The organism is Streptomyces sp. A5-4 (genome assembly GCF_051131715.1).
In the GTDB taxonomy this organism is placed as follows: Bacteria; Actinomycetota; Actinomycetes; order Streptomycetales; family Streptomycetaceae; genus Streptomyces.
This window is the reverse complement of the sequence record NZ_CP178591.1, coordinates 709,292-726,552: the sequence shown is the minus strand read 5'-3', so window position 1 is coordinate 726,552 and position 17,261 is coordinate 709,292. Positions and strand designations below refer to the sequence as shown.

Annotated in this window: 23 protein-coding genes; 11 read left to right on the top strand and 12 right to left on the bottom strand. The window is 71.1% G+C overall.

All coding sequences use genetic code 11. The annotated features are described in order from the left end of the window. Positions 1 to 4: 4 nt before the first annotated feature. The 5 genes from ACLLJJ_RS03245 to ACLLJJ_RS03225 form a co-directional block, all read right to left on the bottom strand. Entirely contained in the window at positions 5 to 700 is a 696-nt protein-coding gene (locus ACLLJJ_RS03245; RefSeq protein WP_434587735.1) for an HAD family hydrolase, read from the bottom strand. After that, a complete protein-coding gene (locus ACLLJJ_RS03240; RefSeq protein ID WP_434587734.1) occupies positions 697 to 1,383 on the bottom strand; it encodes a phosphatase PAP2 family protein in 687 nt (228 codons plus the stop codon). Before ACLLJJ_RS03240 ends, ACLLJJ_RS03245 begins: the two co-directional genes overlap by 4 nt. A 33-nt stretch (positions 1,384 to 1,416) precedes the next feature. After that, positions 1,417 to 2,352, bottom strand: coding sequence for a M48 family metalloprotease (locus ACLLJJ_RS03235; protein ID WP_434587732.1), 936 nt, complete (start codon positions 2,350 to 2,352; stop codon positions 1,417 to 1,419). A 126-nt stretch (positions 2,353 to 2,478) separates the two neighbouring features. Next, on the bottom strand, positions 2,479 to 3,054 hold the full coding sequence (locus ACLLJJ_RS03230) for a DUF5134 domain-containing protein (protein WP_434587731.1): 576 nt from the start codon (positions 3,052 to 3,054) through the stop codon (positions 2,479 to 2,481). 160 nt (positions 3,055 to 3,214) lie between these two features. Further along, entirely contained in the window at positions 3,215 to 3,538 is a 324-nt protein-coding gene (locus tag ACLLJJ_RS03225) for a TetR family transcriptional regulator C-terminal domain-containing protein (protein ID WP_434587730.1), read from the bottom strand. A 71-nt stretch (positions 3,539 to 3,609) separates the two neighbouring features. Here ACLLJJ_RS03225 and ACLLJJ_RS03220 point away from each other — a divergent pair, with 71 nt between their 5' ends. After that, a complete protein-coding gene (locus ACLLJJ_RS03220) occupies positions 3,610 to 4,113 on the top strand; it encodes an agmatine deiminase family protein (RefSeq protein WP_434587729.1) in 504 nt (167 codons plus the stop codon). Between the two features lie 16 nt (positions 4,114 to 4,129). On the opposite strand, the gene ACLLJJ_RS03215 is transcribed toward ACLLJJ_RS03220, so the two are convergent. Further along, positions 4,130 to 4,516: a VOC family protein gene (locus tag ACLLJJ_RS03215; protein ID WP_434587728.1), complete on the bottom strand. Its 387-nt coding sequence runs from the start codon at positions 4,514 to 4,516 to the stop codon at positions 4,130 to 4,132. A 99-nt stretch (positions 4,517 to 4,615) separates the two neighbouring features. Beyond that, complete coding sequence (locus ACLLJJ_RS03210) at positions 4,616 to 5,302, bottom strand: DUF2848 domain-containing protein (protein ID WP_434587727.1); 687 nt, start codon at positions 5,300 to 5,302, stop codon at positions 4,616 to 4,618. Positions 5,303 to 5,428: 126 nt separating this feature from the next. Here ACLLJJ_RS03210 and ACLLJJ_RS03205 point away from each other — a divergent pair, with 126 nt between their 5' ends. Continuing rightward, complete coding sequence (locus ACLLJJ_RS03205) at positions 5,429 to 6,793, top strand: MFS transporter (protein ID WP_434587726.1); 1,365 nt, start codon at positions 5,429 to 5,431, stop codon at positions 6,791 to 6,793. A gap of 24 nt (positions 6,794 to 6,817) precedes the next feature. Beyond that, a complete protein-coding gene (locus tag ACLLJJ_RS03200; RefSeq protein ID WP_434587725.1) occupies positions 6,818 to 7,609 on the top strand; it encodes a carbon-nitrogen hydrolase family protein in 792 nt (263 codons plus the stop codon). A 9-nt stretch (positions 7,610 to 7,618) separates the two neighbouring features. Here the strand turns inward: ACLLJJ_RS03200 and ACLLJJ_RS03195 are convergent, their stop codons facing one another. Continuing rightward, the gene (locus tag ACLLJJ_RS03195) at positions 7,619 to 8,266 is read right to left on the bottom strand and encodes a GntR family transcriptional regulator (protein WP_434587724.1); all 648 of its coding nucleotides are present in this window, start codon (positions 8,264 to 8,266) and stop codon (positions 7,619 to 7,621) included. Positions 8,267 to 8,363: 97 nt separating this feature from the next. Between ACLLJJ_RS03195 and ACLLJJ_RS03190 the strand changes: the two genes are divergently transcribed. Next, positions 8,364 to 8,915, top strand: a complete 552-nt coding sequence (locus ACLLJJ_RS03190) for a GNAT family N-acetyltransferase (RefSeq protein ID WP_434587723.1) — start codon at positions 8,364 to 8,366, stop codon at positions 8,913 to 8,915. A gap of 39 nt (positions 8,916 to 8,954) precedes the next feature. On the opposite strand, the gene ACLLJJ_RS03185 is transcribed toward ACLLJJ_RS03190, so the two are convergent. From ACLLJJ_RS03185 to ACLLJJ_RS03175, 3 genes are all read right to left on the bottom strand, one after another. Continuing rightward, positions 8,955 to 9,638, bottom strand: a complete 684-nt coding sequence (locus tag ACLLJJ_RS03185) for a glycerophosphodiester phosphodiesterase (RefSeq protein WP_434587722.1) — start codon at positions 9,636 to 9,638, stop codon at positions 8,955 to 8,957. A gap of 38 nt (positions 9,639 to 9,676) precedes the next feature. Continuing rightward, positions 9,677 to 9,802 carry a hypothetical protein gene (locus ACLLJJ_RS03180; protein WP_434587721.1) on the bottom strand — a complete coding sequence of 42 codons (126 nt, stop codon included), beginning with the start codon at positions 9,800 to 9,802 and terminating at the stop codon, positions 9,677 to 9,679. Positions 9,803 to 9,882: 80 nt separating this feature from the next. Continuing rightward, complete coding sequence (locus ACLLJJ_RS03175; protein ID WP_434587720.1) at positions 9,883 to 10,008, bottom strand: hypothetical protein; 126 nt, start codon at positions 10,006 to 10,008, stop codon at positions 9,883 to 9,885. Between the two features lie 44 nt (positions 10,009 to 10,052). On the opposite strand from ACLLJJ_RS03175, the gene ACLLJJ_RS03170 reads away from it, so the two are divergent. The 6 genes from ACLLJJ_RS03170 to ACLLJJ_RS03145 all read left to right on the top strand — a co-directional run bounded on the left by ACLLJJ_RS03170 (position 10,053) and on the right by ACLLJJ_RS03145 (position 15,791). Next, complete coding sequence (locus tag ACLLJJ_RS03170; protein ID WP_434587719.1) at positions 10,053 to 11,054, top strand: alpha/beta hydrolase; 1,002 nt, start codon at positions 10,053 to 10,055, stop codon at positions 11,052 to 11,054. A gap of 81 nt (positions 11,055 to 11,135) precedes the next feature. After that, positions 11,136 to 12,533, top strand: coding sequence for a DUF6421 family protein (locus ACLLJJ_RS03165; RefSeq protein WP_434587718.1), 1,398 nt, complete (start codon positions 11,136 to 11,138; stop codon positions 12,531 to 12,533). Positions 12,534 to 12,559: 26 nt separating this feature from the next. Further along, the gene (locus ACLLJJ_RS03160) at positions 12,560 to 13,333 is read left to right on the top strand and encodes an SDR family NAD(P)-dependent oxidoreductase (protein WP_434587717.1); all 774 of its coding nucleotides are present in this window, start codon (positions 12,560 to 12,562) and stop codon (positions 13,331 to 13,333) included. Next, positions 13,330 to 14,400 (top strand): threonine aldolase family protein, encoded by a 1,071-nt coding sequence (locus ACLLJJ_RS03155; protein ID WP_434600283.1) that lies wholly within the window; start codon positions 13,330 to 13,332, stop codon positions 14,398 to 14,400. Before ACLLJJ_RS03160 ends, ACLLJJ_RS03155 begins: the two co-directional genes overlap by 4 nt. Before the next feature lie 75 nt (positions 14,401 to 14,475). Beyond that, positions 14,476 to 15,075 (top strand): transglutaminase-like domain-containing protein, encoded by a 600-nt coding sequence (locus ACLLJJ_RS03150; protein ID WP_434587716.1) that lies wholly within the window; start codon positions 14,476 to 14,478, stop codon positions 15,073 to 15,075. Between the two features lie 11 nt (positions 15,076 to 15,086). Further along, entirely contained in the window at positions 15,087 to 15,791 is a 705-nt protein-coding gene (locus tag ACLLJJ_RS03145) for a B3/B4 domain-containing protein (protein ID WP_434587715.1), read from the top strand. 20 nt (positions 15,792 to 15,811) lie between these two features. On the opposite strand, the gene ACLLJJ_RS03140 is transcribed toward ACLLJJ_RS03145, so the two are convergent. After that, entirely contained in the window at positions 15,812 to 16,534 is a 723-nt protein-coding gene (locus ACLLJJ_RS03140; protein ID WP_434587714.1) for a lysophospholipid acyltransferase family protein, read from the bottom strand. Positions 16,535 to 16,778: 244 nt separating this feature from the next. Between ACLLJJ_RS03140 and ACLLJJ_RS03135 the strand changes: the two genes are divergently transcribed. Next, on the top strand, positions 16,779 to 17,141 hold the full coding sequence (locus ACLLJJ_RS03135; RefSeq protein ID WP_434587713.1) for a TlpA family protein disulfide reductase: 363 nt from the start codon (positions 16,779 to 16,781) through the stop codon (positions 17,139 to 17,141). Positions 17,142 to 17,261 lie beyond the last annotated feature (120 nt).

The following is a 17,261-nucleotide window of genomic DNA, read 5'->3' as shown; positions in this document are numbered from 1 at the left end:
CGGATCAACCGACGAGGTCGAGCACCGGGCGCAGCCCCGCGGGCCGCTCCTGGGCGGGCACATGGTCAACGAACCGCACCGCGCAGCCCAGTTCGGCCGCGCCGCCGTCCGCGTGCCGGTCGTCGCCGACCATCAGGACCTCCAGCGGGTCGTGCCCGAGAGCCGCGCAGGCCGCGGCGAAAAGCCGTGGGTCCGGTTTCTGGATGCCGTGCTCGTACGACAAGGTGTACGCGTCCACCAGCGCGTCCAGCCCGTGCGCGCGGAACACCGGCCGCAGGTCCCAGCCGATGTTGCTGACCACCGCCACTGCGATGCCTCGGCGGCGCAGCTCGCCGAGCACCTCGGCGGTGTCGGGGTACGGCCGCCAGGCGGCCGGCGACATGTGACGCTCGTAGAGGGCGTCGTACAGGCGTACGTCCGGGAGCTCCACCTGGCGGGCGAGGCCCGTGTACGCGGCGCGGTGGCGTTCCGCGCTCTCGTCGCGGGTGGCCCACAGGTCCGCGAGATGCGGCGGCACCCGCAGGGGAGAGGCCCCGCCCGGCAGCGCCCCCGCTTCCTCCAGCTGCCGCGTGTACCGGGTGAACGCTTCGGGCGGCACGCCGAGACCCAGCTCGTCGATGACGGCGCGGAGCCACGCGCCGGCCGGCTCGATCCTCGCGAGCGTGCCGGAGAAGTCGAAGAGGACGGCCTTGATCGTCATGCGGACGCTCCTGGCCGGGAGGCGGGCCGACGACCGTACGCCACGACGGAGAGGGCCACGAGTGCCACCCCCAGCAGCCATCCGCCGAGCACATCGGTCGGCCAGTGCACGCCGAGATACATCCGGGTCAGGCCGACGCCGACGACCGACACCACGCCCACCACGAGGACGGCGGCGCGCAGCCGGGGGTCCGCGCCGCGCAGGGCGAGCAGCCACACCAGCAGTCCGAAGGTGACCGTGGCCGTCATCGCGTGGCCGGACGGCCAGGCCGCGAAGTGCGCGGAGTCGACCGGGTCGGGCCACTGGGGCCTTTCGCGTCCCAGCGCGGCCTTGAGGCCCTGCTGCAGCAGGGTCCCCGCCGCGCTGGTCGCGACGGCCCAGAGGGGCAGCAGCCGCTCTCCCCGCCACAGCAGCCAGCCGACGGCGACGGCCATCAGGAGGCGCATCGTCCATGGGTCCCACACCCAGTCGGACAGGATCCGGTTGGTCTTCGTGATCCCGGGGTGGTCGACCGCCGAGCTGTGCAGGCCGTTGGCGACCGTCCGGTCGAACGCCATCAGGGGCCCCCACTCGAACGCGACCAGCAGCAGCAGCACGCCCGACAGGGCGGTGAAGGTGATACCGGTGCGTACGGCGGCCGGGGGTGCGGGGCGGGCCGGCGAAGCCAGGTGTGGGGGGTGCATGGAAAGATCCTCACCCACGACCGGCGGTGGAAACTATCCCAGGGCGCGCAGCCCCGGCACGAAAGCCACCAGCAGCGGCACCACCGGGACGAACGAGGCGGCGGCCGTCAGCCGGAGTCGGCGGCCCGCGGTGAGGCGGGGGGCCGCCGAGAGCAGCCGGTGCACGCGTCGCGGAAGCTCCCCGTCCTGCGTCGCGCAGGGGCCGAACACGCCGCGGTCCTCGTTGAGTTCGACCAGGGCCAGCGCGATCGTGAGGCGGCCGAACCGCCGCGAGGCGACATCGTCGGCGGCCAGCTCCACCAGCCGGTGCATCTCGTCACGGAACGCCGCGAACACCGGGATCTGCGGAAAGCCGATGGCCAGCGCGGACGCGCAGTGCAGCAGCCAGTCGTGCTTGGCCCGCGCGTGTCCCTGCTCGTGCGCCAGCACGGCGTCGAGCTGGCGGCCCTTCAGGCGCCGCAATGCCGCCGTCGTGATGACCAGTTGGGGCGCCGCGCCGGGCAGCCACCAGGCGTCGGGCCGCTCGCCCTCCAGTACGACGAGCCGGTCGCTGCCGGGCTCCTCGCCGGGCAGCAGCGGGGAGCGTACGAGCAGTTCCGCGCGCCGCTGCCTGCGGCCCACGTGCGCCCGGCGGATCTCCCGGGCCAGCATCGCCGCGGTCCAGGCGCCTCCGCACGCCAGCAGCACCGCGATGACGGCCGACCAAGGGCCGTACGCGGCAAGGGCGTACGCCTCCATCACGCCGTGCGGCGCGGAGGCGAACACCTGGCCCCGTACGGCCTGCCAGGCGGCGGCCGCGCTGAACGTCATCGACAGCGCGAAGCACAGCAGCACGGCGGCCACCACGCACTGCCACACCCACAGCGCCACCACGGGCTCGCGATCCCGCCAGTCGGCGCGCGACATGAGCCGCGGGGCCGCGACGGCAGCAAGGGCGCCGAGCAGCAGAAGCGCGAGGGAGACCGTCATGGGGTCAGCCTATGAGGCGGTGCTACCTGGCGGTACGGCCTCGCGCGGCAAGTGACGCAGGCCACGGTTTCGCCGAGGACCGGGGAGGGGAGAAAAGCCGCCCCGGTAGGAGAAAACGTGGCGTTCTCACAGGGTGACCAGCATCGCGATCATGCCGATGCCCATGGACAGCCGGCAGGCCAGCGCCAGCTCCGGCCGCGCCCCCCAGCCGACCGCCGCGCCGCTGTCCGGGCCCGCCGCCACCACGGCCTCGGGCATCAGCCGTACCCCCGACCGCAGGACGTACCCGGCGTAGTAGAGCAGCAGGGCGCCGGTCAGCAACGGGATCCCGCCCGCGCCGTACCCGGTAGCGTGCCCCGTGTGCGCGGCACCTCCGGCGTTGGGCGCCATCACCAGCGCCATGTAGACCATCGCGGCCGATCCGATCACATGGTGCAGGTGGTGCGCGCTCCCGCGGGACTGGCCCAGGGCCCGCAGCGCCGCGGCGCCGAACACGGCGGCGTACGGCGCCCATCCCCACACCGGCGGCGCGACCGCCGCCGCGGGCAAAGCCATCGTCGCCATGCCGAATCCCATCAGGGCCTCGCTGCCCGCCCCCGTGCGGTGGTCCCCCGCGCCACTGCTCATGCGCAGCAGGCAGTACGCGCCGGTCGCCGCGCACAGCGCCACGAGCAACCAGCCGGACATCGTCTCTCCGTGCACGGCGAACCTCCCCGTTCGACGGACGGTGTCGTCCCGTCGATGCCCAGGGCCGTTGCGTCGTATGCGAGCGCACGGGGGTACATGGGGGGCTCACCGGGGGTGTTCGAGTCCGCCCCCACCCCTGCGAGCCGTGGCGGGAAAGGCCGGGGGCCGGCCCCGACTACCGCTCGCCGAGCTCCACGGTGAGGGCGCCGCCGAGCAGTTCGCGGGCCCGCTCCAGGGTGAGCGAGCCGCTGAGCCGCCGCTCGCTGATCCCCTCGACCAGCGCCGCGAGGCGCTCCGCGGCGGCCTCGGGTTCGGCCCCGGGCGCGGCCGAACCGGCGCTCTGTGCGGCGCGGATCATCTCGGCGACATCACTCACCCAGGACCGGGTGTACTGCGCCAGGGTCTCGCGCAGGTCGGTCTCGAAGATGGTGCTGGTGCGCAACTCGCCCCGAGCCGTGCTGTTCTCGCGGACCCGGTGGTGTCCTGGAAAAATTCTCACGGCCGTTCCTGGCCGAAATCCTTGACCGCAGTTTCAGCCGGATGGTCGGCCAGGAGGGCGGAGCGAGCACGATGGGTACACGGATGCCGGCCGAGTGGGCCGAACACGAGGCATGCCTGATGGCATGGCCGACCCGGCAGGAACTCGGGGCCCGGCCTACGACTGGGCGCTGGGGAGTGCGCGGCGGTGGCGCGTGCCAGCTCCGCCTTCGAGCCGGTGATCATGATCGCCGGGCCGGGCCGGGGCGGGGCGCGGGGGCACGTAGCGCCTGCGGGGAGCAGATCGAGGTCATCGAGCTGCCGACCGACGATTCCTGGCTGCGTGACTCGGGCCCGATCTTCGCGTTCACGCAGGACGGCGAGCGCGTCGGAGTGGACTTCCGCTTCGACGTCGTACGGGCGACGACCGATGAGGCCGTGGTGATGCGGGCCGGCCGGATCGTCGAACGGGGCCCGACCGAAAGGCTCCTGGCCGACCCCCGGCACGCCTGCACGCGGCTCCTGCTGGAGTCGGTGCCGCGCCCCGGCTGGAATCCGCACCGCATCGCCGCCGCCCGCCGGGCGCTGGACCAATGACGGGCGGCGGCCCGGCTCACGGCCGGTGGCGCAGCGGATGCTCCTCGGGCACTTCGACGACCGCGATGCGTACGCCGTCGGGGTCCGCGATCCACATCTCGACGAGCCCCCAGGGTTCCTTCACCGGCGGGCGCAGCACCTCGACGCCGTTCGCCGTCAGCTCCTCGTGCGCGGCGTTCGCGTCCGCGACCTGGAGCCACAGCTGGAGGCCGGGGGAGGGCGGGGTGTCGGAGCGCCCGGAGACCTCCAGGAAGCCGCCGCCGAGGAAGTACACCGTGCCGCGCTCGGGGCCCGTGCCGAACTCGCGATACACGGCGAGACCCAGCGCGTCGCCGTAGAAGGCGCGGGACCGGTCGGGGTCGGTGGGGTGCAGGAGCGTCCTGCTGCTCAGTACGTGGACCATGCGTCCGGACCTTAGGGGATCCGCGATCCCGGGGCGAGGCCGGGAGCGCCCGTGTCCCGGGCACCCCCACGGCTTCGCGCCACCGCCCCACCGCGCCGCTCAGCCGATCGGCGTCGGCATCCGGACCACGTCGTAGGCGAGCGGGATCACATCTCCGGTGCCCGGGTCGCTCAGCTCCACGCGCCAGCGCTCGGCGAACTGGTCCACGCCCTCGGCCATCGGGATGGTGCCCGAGATCAGCACCGTGCCGGGAATCAGGTCGCCGCGCCCACGCAGCACGTCGGCCCAGTACCCCGGGGTGAGCAGCTCGGCCAGGGTGCCGTCCTGGATCAGTGTCTCGGCGCCGCCGTGGGTCACCCAGGCCCGCAGGGTCAGCTCGTCGAGCCGCTCCGTCACGTCGGACAGCGGCCAGGCGCGGCGGGCGAGCACATCGGGCCCGGCGTTCTTGCTCCATGCCACCCCGTGCACCTCCAGCTCACGGTCGGTGTGGTCGCAGGCCGCCGTCAGCAGCAGCTCCCCGTCACCGGCCACCACCAGCGCCCATTCGGCCTCGCCCGAGGTCGCGCCGTGCTGGACACTGACCAGGTCGGTCTGCTGCGCGAGGTAGGGCGAGACCGGGTAGAGCGCGGGGGTCGCGGACGGGGCGGGCACGCCCAGCGCGGCGAGCTCCGCGACGTGCGCCGCCACGTCGTCCTGGCTGCGTCCGGCGTATCCGGCGTTCAGCACCTGGACGACATCGACGTCCCTGGTGGAGCCGTCGGGGAGTTCGAAGGTCAGCAGCGCCATGGAAAATCTCCACATCAGTCGCGGTATCGGAGCGGTTAACCTTGCGCGGAGGGCTTGCGCATACGACCTGTATACAAGAAGTATGCCGAAAGGTCGACGTCACGCCCTCGCACAAGGACGGAAAACGTGAAGCGCACCAGCACGAGCACCGACAAGCCCCTGGCCGGCAAGGCCGCGGTCCGCCGCGCGTTCTTCGCCAGCCTCACCGGAACCGCCCTGGAGTGGTACGACTTCGCGATCTACTCCGCGGCCGCCGCGCTGGTCTTCGGGGACCTCTTCTTCCCCTCCGAGGACCCCACGACCGGCACCCTGCTCGCCTTCTCCACCTACGCGGTCGGCTATGTGTCCCGGCCGCTGGGCGGCTTCGTCTTCGGCCGTCTCGGGGACGTGATCGGCCGGAAGAAGGTCCTGATCGCGACCCTGGTGCTGATCGGCGTCGCGACCTTCCTGATCGGTCTGCTGCCCACCTACGCCACCATCGGCGTCGCGGCCCCGATCATGCTGGTGCTGCTCCGCTTCGCCCAGGGCGTCGGAGTCGGCGGCGAGTGGGGCGGGGCCGTACTGCTCTCCAGCGAGTTCGGCGATCCGCGCCGTCGCGGCTTCTACGCCTCCGCCGCACAGATCGGCCCGCCGGCCGGCAACCTCCTGGCCAACGGTGTGCTCGCGACCCTCGGCGTGCTGCTCACCGAGGACCAGTTCCTGTCCTGGGGCTGGCGGGTGGCGTTCCTGCTCTCCGGCGTCCTGGTGGGCTTCGGCCTGTGGATCCGCGCCAAGCTGGAGGAAACCCCGGTCTTCAAGGCCATGGCCGCCGAGGAGACCCGCCCCGAGGCGCCGATCCGCGAGGTCTTCGCCACCCATCGCCGCGCGCTGGCCGCCGCGATCCTCAGCCGGGTCGCCCCCGATGTGCTGTACGCCCTGTTCACCGTCTTCGTGCTGACGTACGCGACGGGCGAGCTGGAGATGAGCCGCGGTTCGGCGCTCGCCGCCGTCCTCATCGGCTCGTCCCTGCAGGTCTTCCTCATCCCGCTGGCCGGCGCCCTGTCCGACCGGATCAACCGCCGCCTGCTGTACGGCGTCTCCGCGGTGGCCGCCGGAATCTGGCCCTTCCTGTTCTTCCTCATGGTCGGCGGCGGCAGCTGGCCGCTGCTCACCCTCGGCGTCGTGGTGGCGCTCGCGATCCACTCGCTGATGTACGGGCCCCAGGCCGCCTTCATCGCCGAGCAGTTCGCCCCGCGCCTGCGCTACACCGGCTCCTCGCTCGCCTACACACTGGCCGGAGTCATCGGCGGAGCCATCGCGCCCCTGCTGTTCACGGCGCTGCTGGGCGCCTACGACAGCTGGCTCCCGCTGGCCCTGTACCTCGCGGTCACCGCGGCCGTCACGATCACCGGAATCTGCCTGGGCCGGGACGCGGACAGCTCCGAGGACGAGCCGGGGAAGGGAAAGGCGCAACAGCCGTCCGCCCCCGCACCGACCGCCACCACCGGCTGACCCCACCCCGGAAGGAACCACCCCATGCGCATCGCCCTGAGCCAGATCACCACCGGCCCCGTCCCCGAGCACAACCTGGGGCTGCTGCGGGAACAAACCCGCCGGGCAGCGGAGTCCGGCGCCCGCGTCGTCGTCTTCCCCGAGGCCGCGATGGCCTGCTTCGGCACCCCGCTCGCACCGCTCGCCGAACCCCTGGACGGCCCCTGGGCGACGGAAGTCCGCCGGATCGCCGCCGACAGCGGCCTGGTCGTGGTGGCCGGCATGTTCACTCCCGCGCCCGGCGGCAAGGTGACCAACACACTGCTCGCCACCGGGCCCGGCGTCGAAGCGGCCTACGACAAGATCCATCTGTACGACGCCTTCGGCTTCGCCGAGTCCGACACCGTCGCGCCCGGCGCGAAGGTCGTCACCATCGACGTCGACGGCATCCGCATCGGCCTCGCCACCTGCTACGACGTGCGCTTCCCCGAGCTGTTCCGCGCCCATGCCGACGCCGGAGCGGTCCTCACGCTGCTGCCCGCGTCCTGGGGAGCGGGCCCCGGCAAGCGCGAGCAGTGGGACCTGCTCATCCGCGCCCGCGCGCTCGACGCCACCCTGTGGCTGGCCGCCGTCGACCAGGCCGACCCGGCGGCCTCCGGCACGCCGACGACCTCGAAGGCCCCCACCGGAATCGGCCGCAGCGCGCTCGTCGGCCCGGACGGGACCGTGCGCCGGCAGCTCGACGAGGGACCGGGGCTGCTGGTGGCCGACGTGGACATCGACGAGGTCGACGCGGTCCGCCGCGCCGTGCCGGTGCTGGCCAACCGCAGGCTGTAGGGGAGCGCCTCAGCCGGCCAGGAGCACCTTGAGGGTCGTCTGCAGGTGACCGTCGATCGCGGCGCACGCCGCCGGCGCGTCACCGGCGGCGATCGCGGACAGGATCGCCCGGTGCTCGGCGAGGACCGACTCCTGCCGGCCGTGCTGGTTGTACAGCGCCACCACCCCGGCCCGGATCTGCCTGCTGCGCAGCCCGTCGTAGTGCCGGTCGAGCAGCGCGTTGCCCACGCAGGACACCATCGTCGCGTGGAAGAGGTGATCCACCGCGATGAACTCCTTGGCCGATTCCGGTCCGCTCAGGGTGCTTTGACGCTCCAGCAGCTCGGTCAGCTCCCGCACCGGGGCCCGGTCACCCGCGATGAGCCGCTCGGCGGCGTACCGCTCGACCATGCCGCGCAGCTCCATCAGCTCGGTGATCTCCCGCCCCGTCAGCGGCACGATCTGCGCGCCGCGCTTGGGCACCAGCCGGACCAGGTCCTCGGCCGCGAGCAGCAGCAGCGCTTCGCGGATGGGGGTGCGCGAGACCCCGATACGGTCCGCGATCTCCTGCTCGGACAGGAATGTGCCCTGCAGCTCCGGATCGGTGAGGACGTTCTCCTTGAGAAACGCGTACGCCTTGTCCCGGCCCGAGACCACAGCCACCCCAACAGATTGCATACAACAAGTATACTGAAATAATGCCCAAGGCGCACCCGCCCGGCGCGCGTTACCCTCGGTGCTCCCGTGCAGCAGCAGAGATCTTGGAGCGCCTTTCATGGACACCACCCCGCGTCCGGCCGCCGGTGAACTCGTCTTCAGGGACGCCGAACCCGCCGACGCCGACGCACTGGTCTCGCTGATCGAGTCGGCGTACCGGGGGGACTCCAGCCGGACCGGCTGGACCACGGAGGCGGACATCCTCGAAGGACAGCGCACCGACCCCGACGGTGTCCTCGATGTCATCAAGTCGGCCGACGGCAGGCTGCTGATCGTCGAGCGGGACGGCGCCCTGGTCGCCTGCTGCCAGCTCGAATCCCGGAGTGACGCCGCCTACTTCGGCATGTTCGCCGTCCGGCCCGACCTGCAGGGTGCCGGCCTCGGCAAGGTGATCATCGCCGAGGCGGAGCGGGCCGCCCGCGAGAGCTGGGGCGCGAGTGAGATGCACATGACTGTGATCTCGGTGCGCGACGATCTCATCGCCTGGTACGAGCGCCGCGGCTACCGCCGTACGGGAAAGATGACGCCCTTCCCGTACGGCGACGAGCGCTTCGGCGTTCCGCAGCGCGCCGACCTTCAGTTCGAGCTGCTGGTCAAGGCGCTGGCGTAAACGATTCTCCGGGTCGGCGTCACGCGGGGCCGACCGGGCTCAGGCCGTGAAGCGGCCGGTGCGGCGGATCTCCGGATAGTCGGTCGTCGCGCCGTCCAGCTCCAGCGCGCGCGCCAGCCGCAGCTGGTCCTGGGTATTCACCACCCAGCCGATGATCTTCAGCCCCGCCGCGTGCGCCTGCTCGACCGTCTCCAGGGTCAGCCTGCGGATGTTCAGCGCGAGAGTCGCGGCGCCGACCGCCTTGGCGCGGTCCACCACATCGGTGCCGTAGCGACTGGCGATGAGCACCGTGCGTACGCCCGGCACGAGCGACGCGATCTCCGCGACCGCCTCGTCGTGGAACGACGACACCTCCACACGGCCCGCCAGATCACGCCGGAGCATCACCTCGGCGAGCGCCCGCGCCGCCGCCGCGTCCTTGATTTCCGCCTGGAGCGGCGACTTCACCAGGTCGAGCACCTCCTCGAAGAGGGGGACGCGCTCACCCCTCCCCGCGTCGAGCTCCCGCAGTTCGGCGAGGGTCATGTCGGCGATCCTGCCCTTGCCGTCGGTCGTACGGTCCACCTCGGCGTCATGCATGATCACAAGCGCGCCGTCCTTGCTCAGATGCAGATCCAGCTCGATGACGTCCATGCCGGCCTGTTCGGCACGTACGAAGGAGCGCAGGGTGTTCTCCGGCTCGACACCCATGACCCCACGGTGACCAATGGTGAGGAAACTCAAGGCAATCTCGCTTCCGTCGACAGCGGCTCCAGCGCAGCCTAACGGCCCGCCTGCGAGAGGGAACCTGCCCCGCGCGGGGAAGCGGAATGCTCCGACCTGGCGCTCGCGATCCCGAGGACCAGGCCGGTGATGAGGGCGGCGACAAGGACGGCACGGATACTCACGCGCCGCGGCTCCCGGAGGTACGGACGAGGTGTGGAATCCGTCCGTACTACCCCCGCGGCACGGCCCGTGGCGAGTTGTGTCACTCGTGGGTGCGAGTCCTGCGGGCCTTGACGCCGGGGCGGCGGCGCTCCGCGCGGTCCGGCGCGGCTGACGACACCAGCACTGCGCCCAAAGCCTTCGCGATGGATGGCGTGGACGGGATCATGTGCCTGATCCATCGCCTGGTCCAGCCGATTCAAGGAGTGAGCGATGACACCGCGTACCGACCGACTGACGCCCGCGGCACGGCCGTTGGTCGATCTCATGGCCGGCGCCTTCCCGGATCTGGGCGGCGCCGTGACCGACGCCGCCGAGCTCCGCCGACTCCTCGCCGCGATGCCGGCGATGCCCGTGGAACCGCCGCGGGTCGGCTCGGTGGAGGACCGCACCGTGCCCGGACCACAGGACGCTCCGGGCATACCGGTGCGGATCTACCGACCGGACCCGGTCGAGGCGCCGGGTCCCCGGCCGACCGTCGTCTTCTTCCACGGGGGCGGCTGGGTGATCGGCGGCCTGGACACCCATGACGTCGTCGTCCGCAACCTGTGCCGCGCCGCGGGCGCCGTACTGGTGTCCGTCGACTACCGGCTCGCCCCCGAGGCCCGCTTCCCCGCGGCCGTCGACGACGCGTACGCCGCCCTGCTGTGGGCCGCCGGGCACATCGGCGAGCTGGGCGGCGACCAGGAGGCGCTGGTGGTCGCGGGCGACAGCGCGGGCGGCACCCTGGCGGCCGTGGTCGCACTCGTCGCCAAGGAGCGGGGCGGGCCCCGGCCGGCCCTCCAGGCGCTCGTTTATCCGGCGACCGACGCGGGGCAGGACAGCGACTCGTACCGGACGAACGCCACCGGATATTTCATGGAGGCCACCGCGCTGCGCTGGTTCTGGGAGCAGTACCTGGGTCCGGAGGGTGACGTCGGACACCCTTACGCCTCTCCGCTGCGGGCCGGTGACCTGTCGGGTCTGCCTCCGGCGCTCATCGTCACGGCGGGCTGTGATCCGCTGTGCGACGAGGGGCAGGCGTACGCCCAGAAGCTGCGGGATGCCGGAGTGACCGTGGTGGAGCGGCGTTATCCCGGGATGTTCCACGGCTTTTTCACCTTCGGTGAGCACCTCGACGATGCCCGGGACGCGGTGACCGTGGTGGCAGAAGCGATCGCAGGAACGGCCAAGGACAGGAAGAACGGCGGCGAGTCAGGGGGCTCGGCAGGATAATTTACTGAGCTTCCTCTTGAGCGGGAGAACCGAACACCGATACGGTGTCTTGACGCGAGGTTCTCCCGTGAAGGAAGTGACATGACGGAAATTCTTGTGCAGGACGTAGCCGCCGACGGCATATCCGGTGACCGGCGCGTGGTCGAGCACCCCGCCTGGCCCGAGCTCAAGAATGCCGTGGAGCAGATCCGGCCGTGGCAGTCGAAGGACGGATCCATCGACTTCGATGCCGAGGGCGCCCCCACACACGCCGTCGCGCAGGCCGCCATCGACCGCGTCATCGACGCGATCGAGACGCTCGCCCCGCTCCTCGCGCACAATGCCGCGTATCACCGGGCCCTCGTCGTCGATCTCCGCAAGTGGTCCGACGGCGCCTTCGGCGTGCCGGACTTCCTGGACTCGCTGCTCGCCTTCCAGCCCGCCCAGCAGCGCGCGGACGGCCTCCAGCACCTGGTCGTCTTCCCGATGTACACACAGAACGGCAACCCCGACCGCAATCTTGAAGCGGTCGTGCTGCGCATGGTGTGGCCCGAGTGGCTCGCGGAGCTGGAGCGCACGCGCTACGACAACGCGCTCTTCCTCGGCATCACCTTCGAGGACTTCACCGCCGGTTACGACACCAACTCGGCGGTGCTCTTCCCGGAGACGATCGCGGTGCGCGAGGCCCCCGAGCGCTTCACCTGGGGCGGCATCTTCTGCGACCGCGAGGCGGCCCGTTTCCGCCGGGTCACCGAGGCCGCCGTCGAGATCCTCGGCGTCGAACTGCCCGACGGCATCCGGGAGATGATCGGCGACCAGGACCGCTGCCAGCAGGCCTTCGTGCTGTGGGACATGGTCCACGACCGCACCCACAGCCACGGCGACCTGCCCTTCGACCCCTTCATGATCAAGCAGCGCCAGCCGTTCTGGATGTACGGCCTGGAGGAGCTGCGCTGCGACCTCACCGCCTTCAAGGAGGCCGTGAAGCTGGAGGCCGACGGTTTCGGCCAGGGCCGCGACGTCCAGTACGCCGTGCTCTTCGACCGGATGTTCCGCTTCCCGGTCACCGGTGAGCGCGTACGCAACTACGACGGTCTCGGCGGCCAGCTGCTCTTCGCGTACCTCCACAAGCACGATGTGCTGCGCTGGACCGACAACACGCTGAAGATCGACTGGGAGCGGGCACCGCAGGTCACCAACCAGCTCTGCTCCGAGATCGAGAAGCTGTATCGCGACGGCATCGACCGGCCCAAGCTGGTGCACTGGTTCGCCGCGTACGACCTGGTCTCGACCTATCTCGCGCCGCACCCGGGCTCCCGCTGGGCCAAGGGCCCCGACGCCCTGGACCTGTCGCTGCCGCCCCGCAAACTCGTCGACGAGGTGCTTCCGGACGAGTTTCCGCTGAGCATGTTCTATGAGGCGCTTTCCAAGAAGCTGAAAAATGTGATCGCCTCCACCAAGGGGATCACCGCGGCGAGCGCAGAGCGGGTGGCCGCATGAGCCCTCGTGCCCAGGAGGCGACGACCATGAACGTGCAGACCGATGCCAAGGCGAACGGGAGCGGTGCGCTGGAAGGCGCTGTGGTCGCGGTGGCCGGAGCGGGCGGGCCCGCGGGCCGCGCCACCCTGCTCAGGCTCGCCGAGGCGGGCGCCACGGTGGTCGGCTCGGACGCCGATGCCGCGCGCCTCGCGGAGGCCGTGGACGCCGCCAGGTACGCCCACGGCGGGGCCACCGTCACCGGCGACACCGTGGACCTCCTCGACCTGGAGGCCACCCGGGCCTGGGCGGACCGCACCGAGAAGGAATTCGGCCGGATCGACGGCATGGTCCACCTCGTCGGCGGCTGGCGCGGCAGCGCGACCTTCGCCGACACCGACCTCGCGGACTGGGACCTGCTGGAGAAGCTGCTCATCCGCACCGTCCAGCACACCTCGCTCGCCTTCCAGGCGCCGCTGCTGCGCAGCGACCGCGGTCGCTACCTCCTGATCAGCGCGGCCGGCGCGTCCAAGCCCACCGCGGGCAACGCCGCGTACGCCGCGTCCAAGGCCGCGGCCGAGGCGTGGACCCTCGCGCTGGCCGACGACTTCCGCAAAGCGGGGGGCGAGGACGGGCCGCGCACCGCTGCTGCCATCCTGGTCATCAAGGCGCTGGTGCACGACGCTATGCGCGCCGAACGCCCGAACGCGAAGTTCGCGGGCTTCACGGACGTCAAGGAACTGGCCGAGGCCATCGCCGGAGTCTGGGACCGGCCCGCCCCGGAAGTGAATGGACAGCGCCTGTGGCTGACCCCCAAGCCGTGAACGCGGCGAAGACCGACGCCCGACGTCACCACGACCCCCGGGTGCGCGGCTTCGCCAGTGACAACTACGCGGGCGCGCACCCCGAGGTGCTCGCCGCCCTGGCCCTCGCCAACGAGGGGCACCAGGTCGCCTATGGCGAGGACGACTACACCGAGCACTTGCAGCGGATCGTGCACAGCCACTTCGGCGGGCTCGCGGAGGCGTTCCCCGTCTTCAACGGGACCGGCGCCAACGTCGTCGCGCTGCAGGCGCTCACCGACCGCTGGGGCGCGGTCATCGCCGCCGAGTCCGCGCACATCAACGTGGACGAGTGCGGCGCCCCCGAGCGGGTCGGCGGGCTCAAGCTGCTGACCGTGCCGACGCCGGACGGCAAGCTCACGCCCGAGCTCATCGACCGGCAGGCGTACGGCTGGGACGACGAGCACCGTGCCATGCCGCAGGTCGTGTCGATCACCCAGAACACCGAGCTGGGCACGGTCTACACCCCGGACGAGATCCGGGCCATCTGCGCGCACGCCCATGAGCGCGGCATGAAGGTGCACCTCGACGGCGCGCGGGTATCCAACGCGGCCGCTTCCCTCGACGTACCGATGCGGACCTTCACCAACACGGTCGGCGTGGACATCATGTCCTTCGGCGGCACGAAGAACGGCATGCTCTTCGGCGAGGCCGTGATCGTCCTCAACCCGGACGCCGTGCGCGCCATGAAGCACCTGCGCAAGCTGTCGATGCAGCTCGCCTCCAAGATGCGCTTCGTGTCGGTGCAGCTCGAAGCGATGCTCGCCCGCGACCTGTGGCTGCGCAACGCGCGCCACGCCAACACCATGGCGCAGCGGCTCGCCGCGGGCGTCCGTGGGGTGGGCGGTGTGGAGATCCTCTATCCCGTGCAGGCCAACGCGGTCTTCGCGCGGCTGCCGCACGACGTCAGTGAGCGGCTGCAGAAGCACTACCGCTTCTACTTCTGGGACGAGTCCGCGGGTGACGTCCGCTGGATGTGCTCCTTCGACACCACCGAGGACGACGTGGACGGTTTCGTGCAGGCGCTCAAGGAAGAGATGGCCAAGTAGCGCCTGCTGAATGGATATGCGGCCGACTGGAAAGTCATTGACTGCCGGTCGGCCGCTTCCTTATGCTCGCCGACCATGAAGCTGACCCAGGAGACACTCGAAACTTCCGCATATCTGGCTGCCGATGAGGTCGTCGACCACGAGAATCCGCTCGTGCGGGAGGCCGCCACCCGCCTGCGTGCCGAAGCGGTCAACGCATATGCATACGCCGAAGCGGCCTTCGTGTTCGTACGCGACGAGATTCCGCACTCCAGTGACGTCGGCGACCCGAGAGTCACCTGGCGGGCCTCCGACGTCATCGCGCGGCGCACCGGAATCTGTTACGCCAAGGCGCACGCCCTGGTCGCACTGCTGCGCGCCGAGGGGATTCCGGCCGGCTTCTGCTATCAGCGGCTGGCGAACGACGACGGCTCGGCCCCGGTCGTCCATGGGCTGGTCGCGGTGAAGCTGCCGGAGAGCGACGGGTGGGCCCGGCAGGATCCGCGCGGCAACAAGCGCGGCGTCGACGCCCGGTTCTCGCTCGACGGCGAACGGCTGGCGTACATCACGCGTCCGGAGTGCAGTGAAGTGGACTACGAAGTGCTGTATGCTGCACCACATCCGGCAGTTCTGCATGCCCTGCGCACCGCTCAGGACTGCTCGCAGCTGCGCCGCACACTCCCCACCGCACTGTGAGAAGGAAGTTCATGACGCTCACGCTCACCGTCACCGACGAGGTGCGCGCCCTCGCGCCCGGCTTCACCCACCTCGCCGTCGAGGCCCACGGCCTGGTCAACGGGCCCAGTAACGAAGCGAGTTCGGCCCTCCTGGACGCGGCCGCCCGCCGCCTCGCCGAGCGCCTGGACGGCCGGGCCCCGCACGAGGACCCGCACATCGCCGCCTGGCGCGAGGCGTACACCGCCTTCGGCAGCAAGCCGTCGCGCACCCGCAACTCGGCGGAGGCGCTGGCCAAGCGGGCCCTGACCGAGGCGGGACTGCCGCGGATCAACCTGCTCGTCGACCTCTACAACGCGATCAGCGTCGCGCATCTGGTCCCGGTCGGCGGCGAGGACCTGGACCGCGTCAAGGGCGCCATGCGGCTCGTGCGGGCCACCGGCGACGAACTGTTCGCCACGGCCGCGGCGGGCGAGGACGCCATGGAGCACCCGGACGCCGGTGAGGTCGTCTGGTGCGACGAGGAAGGCGTCACCTGCCGGCGCTGGAACTGGCGCCAGGGTGTCCGCACCCGCCTGACCGAGGAGTCGGTGAACGCGGTGTTCCTGCTGGAGTCCATGGCCCCCATGACACTCGGCGAGCTCGAAGCCGCAGGGGCCGAACTCGCCGAGTCGCTGGAGAAGCTGAGCCCCGGGGCGCGGATCACCGTCCACCCCCCGGCGCCGCGCCGCGCGTAGCGCGGCCTCGCGGCGGCGGGTCAGCCCGCCTCGCGCACCTGCCCGGGAAGCGGCGCGGTACCGCCGAGGTGCGCCGGGATCCACCAGGTGTCATCGGGGTTCTTCGGGCGTACGGGATAAGCGCGCTGGGCCGCCTCCAGGAGCTCCTGAACCCGCTCGCGCAGCCGCCGGGTGATCGCGCCCGCGAACTCGTCCGCCGGAGCGTCCATCGGCTCGCCGACCCGGATCGTCACGGGGATGTGATTACGGCCGAAATTGCGCGGCTTCCCCTTGGTCCACAGCCGCTGGGTACCCCACAGCGCCATTGGGATCAGCGGAACGCCGGCCTCCTGGGCGAGCCGGGCCGCACCCGACTTGAAGCTCTTGAGGGTGAAGGACTCGGAGATCGTCGCCTCCGGGAAGACCCCGATGATCTCGCCGGACCGCAAGGCGTCGAGGGCGTGCGCATACGCCGCCTCGCCCTTGTTGCGATCCACGGGGATGTGTTTCATGCCGCGCATCAGCGGCCCGGAAATCTTGTGCCGGAAGACCGAGTCCTTGGCCATGAAGCGCACCAGACGCTTCTGCGGCAGCGTTCCCAGCCCCGAGAAGATGAAGTCGAGGTAGCTGATGTGGTTACTCACCAGCACGGCGCCACCGGTGCGGGGGACGTTTTCAGAACCCTGCGTGTCGATCTTCAGGTCGAGCGCCTTGAACAGGGTACGTGCGGCACCAATGACCGGCCGATAGACGAGTTCTGCCATGTCGGAGGACCCCTTCTGTGCCCGGGGAGGCTCTCCCGGCGGAAGTTACGGAGCCGTAGGTTAAGCGGCTTTGGGCAGATCGTGCCCCATGAGCGGCCCAGTAGCCAGTCCTGCTGTCTTTCGGGCGCGAGATTCTCGTCACTTGGAGAAACCTGGGGAATCCTCCCGATCCCATGAACGCTGAAAGGATGAGCGGAAGAGAGCGTCCGCGAGAACGGATCGCATGAACGCGAGGGGGCCGAAGGTGCGCGGGCACGAAAGCGGTACGGGTGGCGACACGACGGCCGGCGCGGGAACCCGCACCAGTCTCGGCGCGGCCGAACTCGGCGAGGAACCGGGGGGACGCGCGACGCTGGTCCAGTTCTCCAGCGCCTTCTGCCGGCCCTGCTGGGCGACCCGGAGGACCCTTGCCGAAGTGGCGGCCATGGTCGCAGGCGTTGCCCATGTGGAGATCGACGCGGAGGAACGGCTCGACCTCGTACGGGAGCTCGGCATCCTCAAGACACCCACCGTGCTCGTGCTCGACGCGGCGGGCCGGATCGTGCGCCGGGCGGCGGGGCAGCCGCGCCGGGCCGACGTCATCGCGGCCCTCGGCGAGGCCGTGTGAACGCGAACGCGGTGACGCATCTCCCATATTCCGGCCGCGGCTTGACGGTCCGTGCCGCGAATCGACAACCTGGCGGGGTGCCGCCAGAACTCCTTCTCCACGGACGGGCCCATGTCGACC

Bases quoted from the DNA above. Each gene is read 5' to 3' on its own strand.
- ACLLJJ_RS03245 (WP_434587735.1), bottom strand. From the start codon at position 700: ATGACGATCAAGGCCGTCCTCTTCGACTTCTCCGGCACGCTCGCGAGG.
- ACLLJJ_RS03240 (WP_434587734.1), bottom strand. From the start codon at position 1,383: ATGCACCCCCCACACCTGGCTTCGCCGGCCCGCCCCGCACCCCCGGCC.
- ACLLJJ_RS03235 (WP_434587732.1), bottom strand. From the start codon at position 2,352: ATGACGGTCTCCCTCGCGCTTCTGCTGCTCGGCGCCCTTGCTGCCGTC.
- ACLLJJ_RS03220 (WP_434587729.1), top strand. From the start codon at position 3,610: ATGGGTACACGGATGCCGGCCGAGTGGGCCGAACACGAGGCATGCCTG.
- ACLLJJ_RS03215 (WP_434587728.1), bottom strand. From the start codon at position 4,516: ATGGTCCACGTACTGAGCAGCAGGACGCTCCTGCACCCCACCGACCCC.
- ACLLJJ_RS03210 (WP_434587727.1), bottom strand. From the start codon at position 5,302: ATGGCGCTGCTGACCTTCGAACTCCCCGACGGCTCCACCAGGGACGTC.
- ACLLJJ_RS03200 (WP_434587725.1), top strand. From the start codon at position 6,818: ATGCGCATCGCCCTGAGCCAGATCACCACCGGCCCCGTCCCCGAGCAC.
- ACLLJJ_RS03195 (WP_434587724.1), bottom strand. From the start codon at position 8,266: ATGCAATCTGTTGGGGTGGCTGTGGTCTCGGGCCGGGACAAGGCGTAC.
- ACLLJJ_RS03190 (WP_434587723.1), top strand. From the start codon at position 8,364: ATGGACACCACCCCGCGTCCGGCCGCCGGTGAACTCGTCTTCAGGGAC.
- ACLLJJ_RS03175 (WP_434587720.1), bottom strand. From the start codon at position 10,008: ATGATCCCGTCCACGCCATCCATCGCGAAGGCTTTGGGCGCAGTGCTG.
- ACLLJJ_RS03170 (WP_434587719.1), top strand. From the start codon at position 10,053: ATGACACCGCGTACCGACCGACTGACGCCCGCGGCACGGCCGTTGGTC.
- ACLLJJ_RS03165 (WP_434587718.1), top strand. From the start codon at position 11,136: ATGACGGAAATTCTTGTGCAGGACGTAGCCGCCGACGGCATATCCGGT.
- ACLLJJ_RS03160 (WP_434587717.1), top strand. From the start codon at position 12,560: ATGAACGTGCAGACCGATGCCAAGGCGAACGGGAGCGGTGCGCTGGAA.
- ACLLJJ_RS03150 (WP_434587716.1), top strand. From the start codon at position 14,476: ATGAAGCTGACCCAGGAGACACTCGAAACTTCCGCATATCTGGCTGCC.
- ACLLJJ_RS03145 (WP_434587715.1), top strand. From the start codon at position 15,087: ATGACGCTCACGCTCACCGTCACCGACGAGGTGCGCGCCCTCGCGCCC.
- ACLLJJ_RS03140 (WP_434587714.1), bottom strand. From the start codon at position 16,534: ATGGCAGAACTCGTCTATCGGCCGGTCATTGGTGCCGCACGTACCCTG.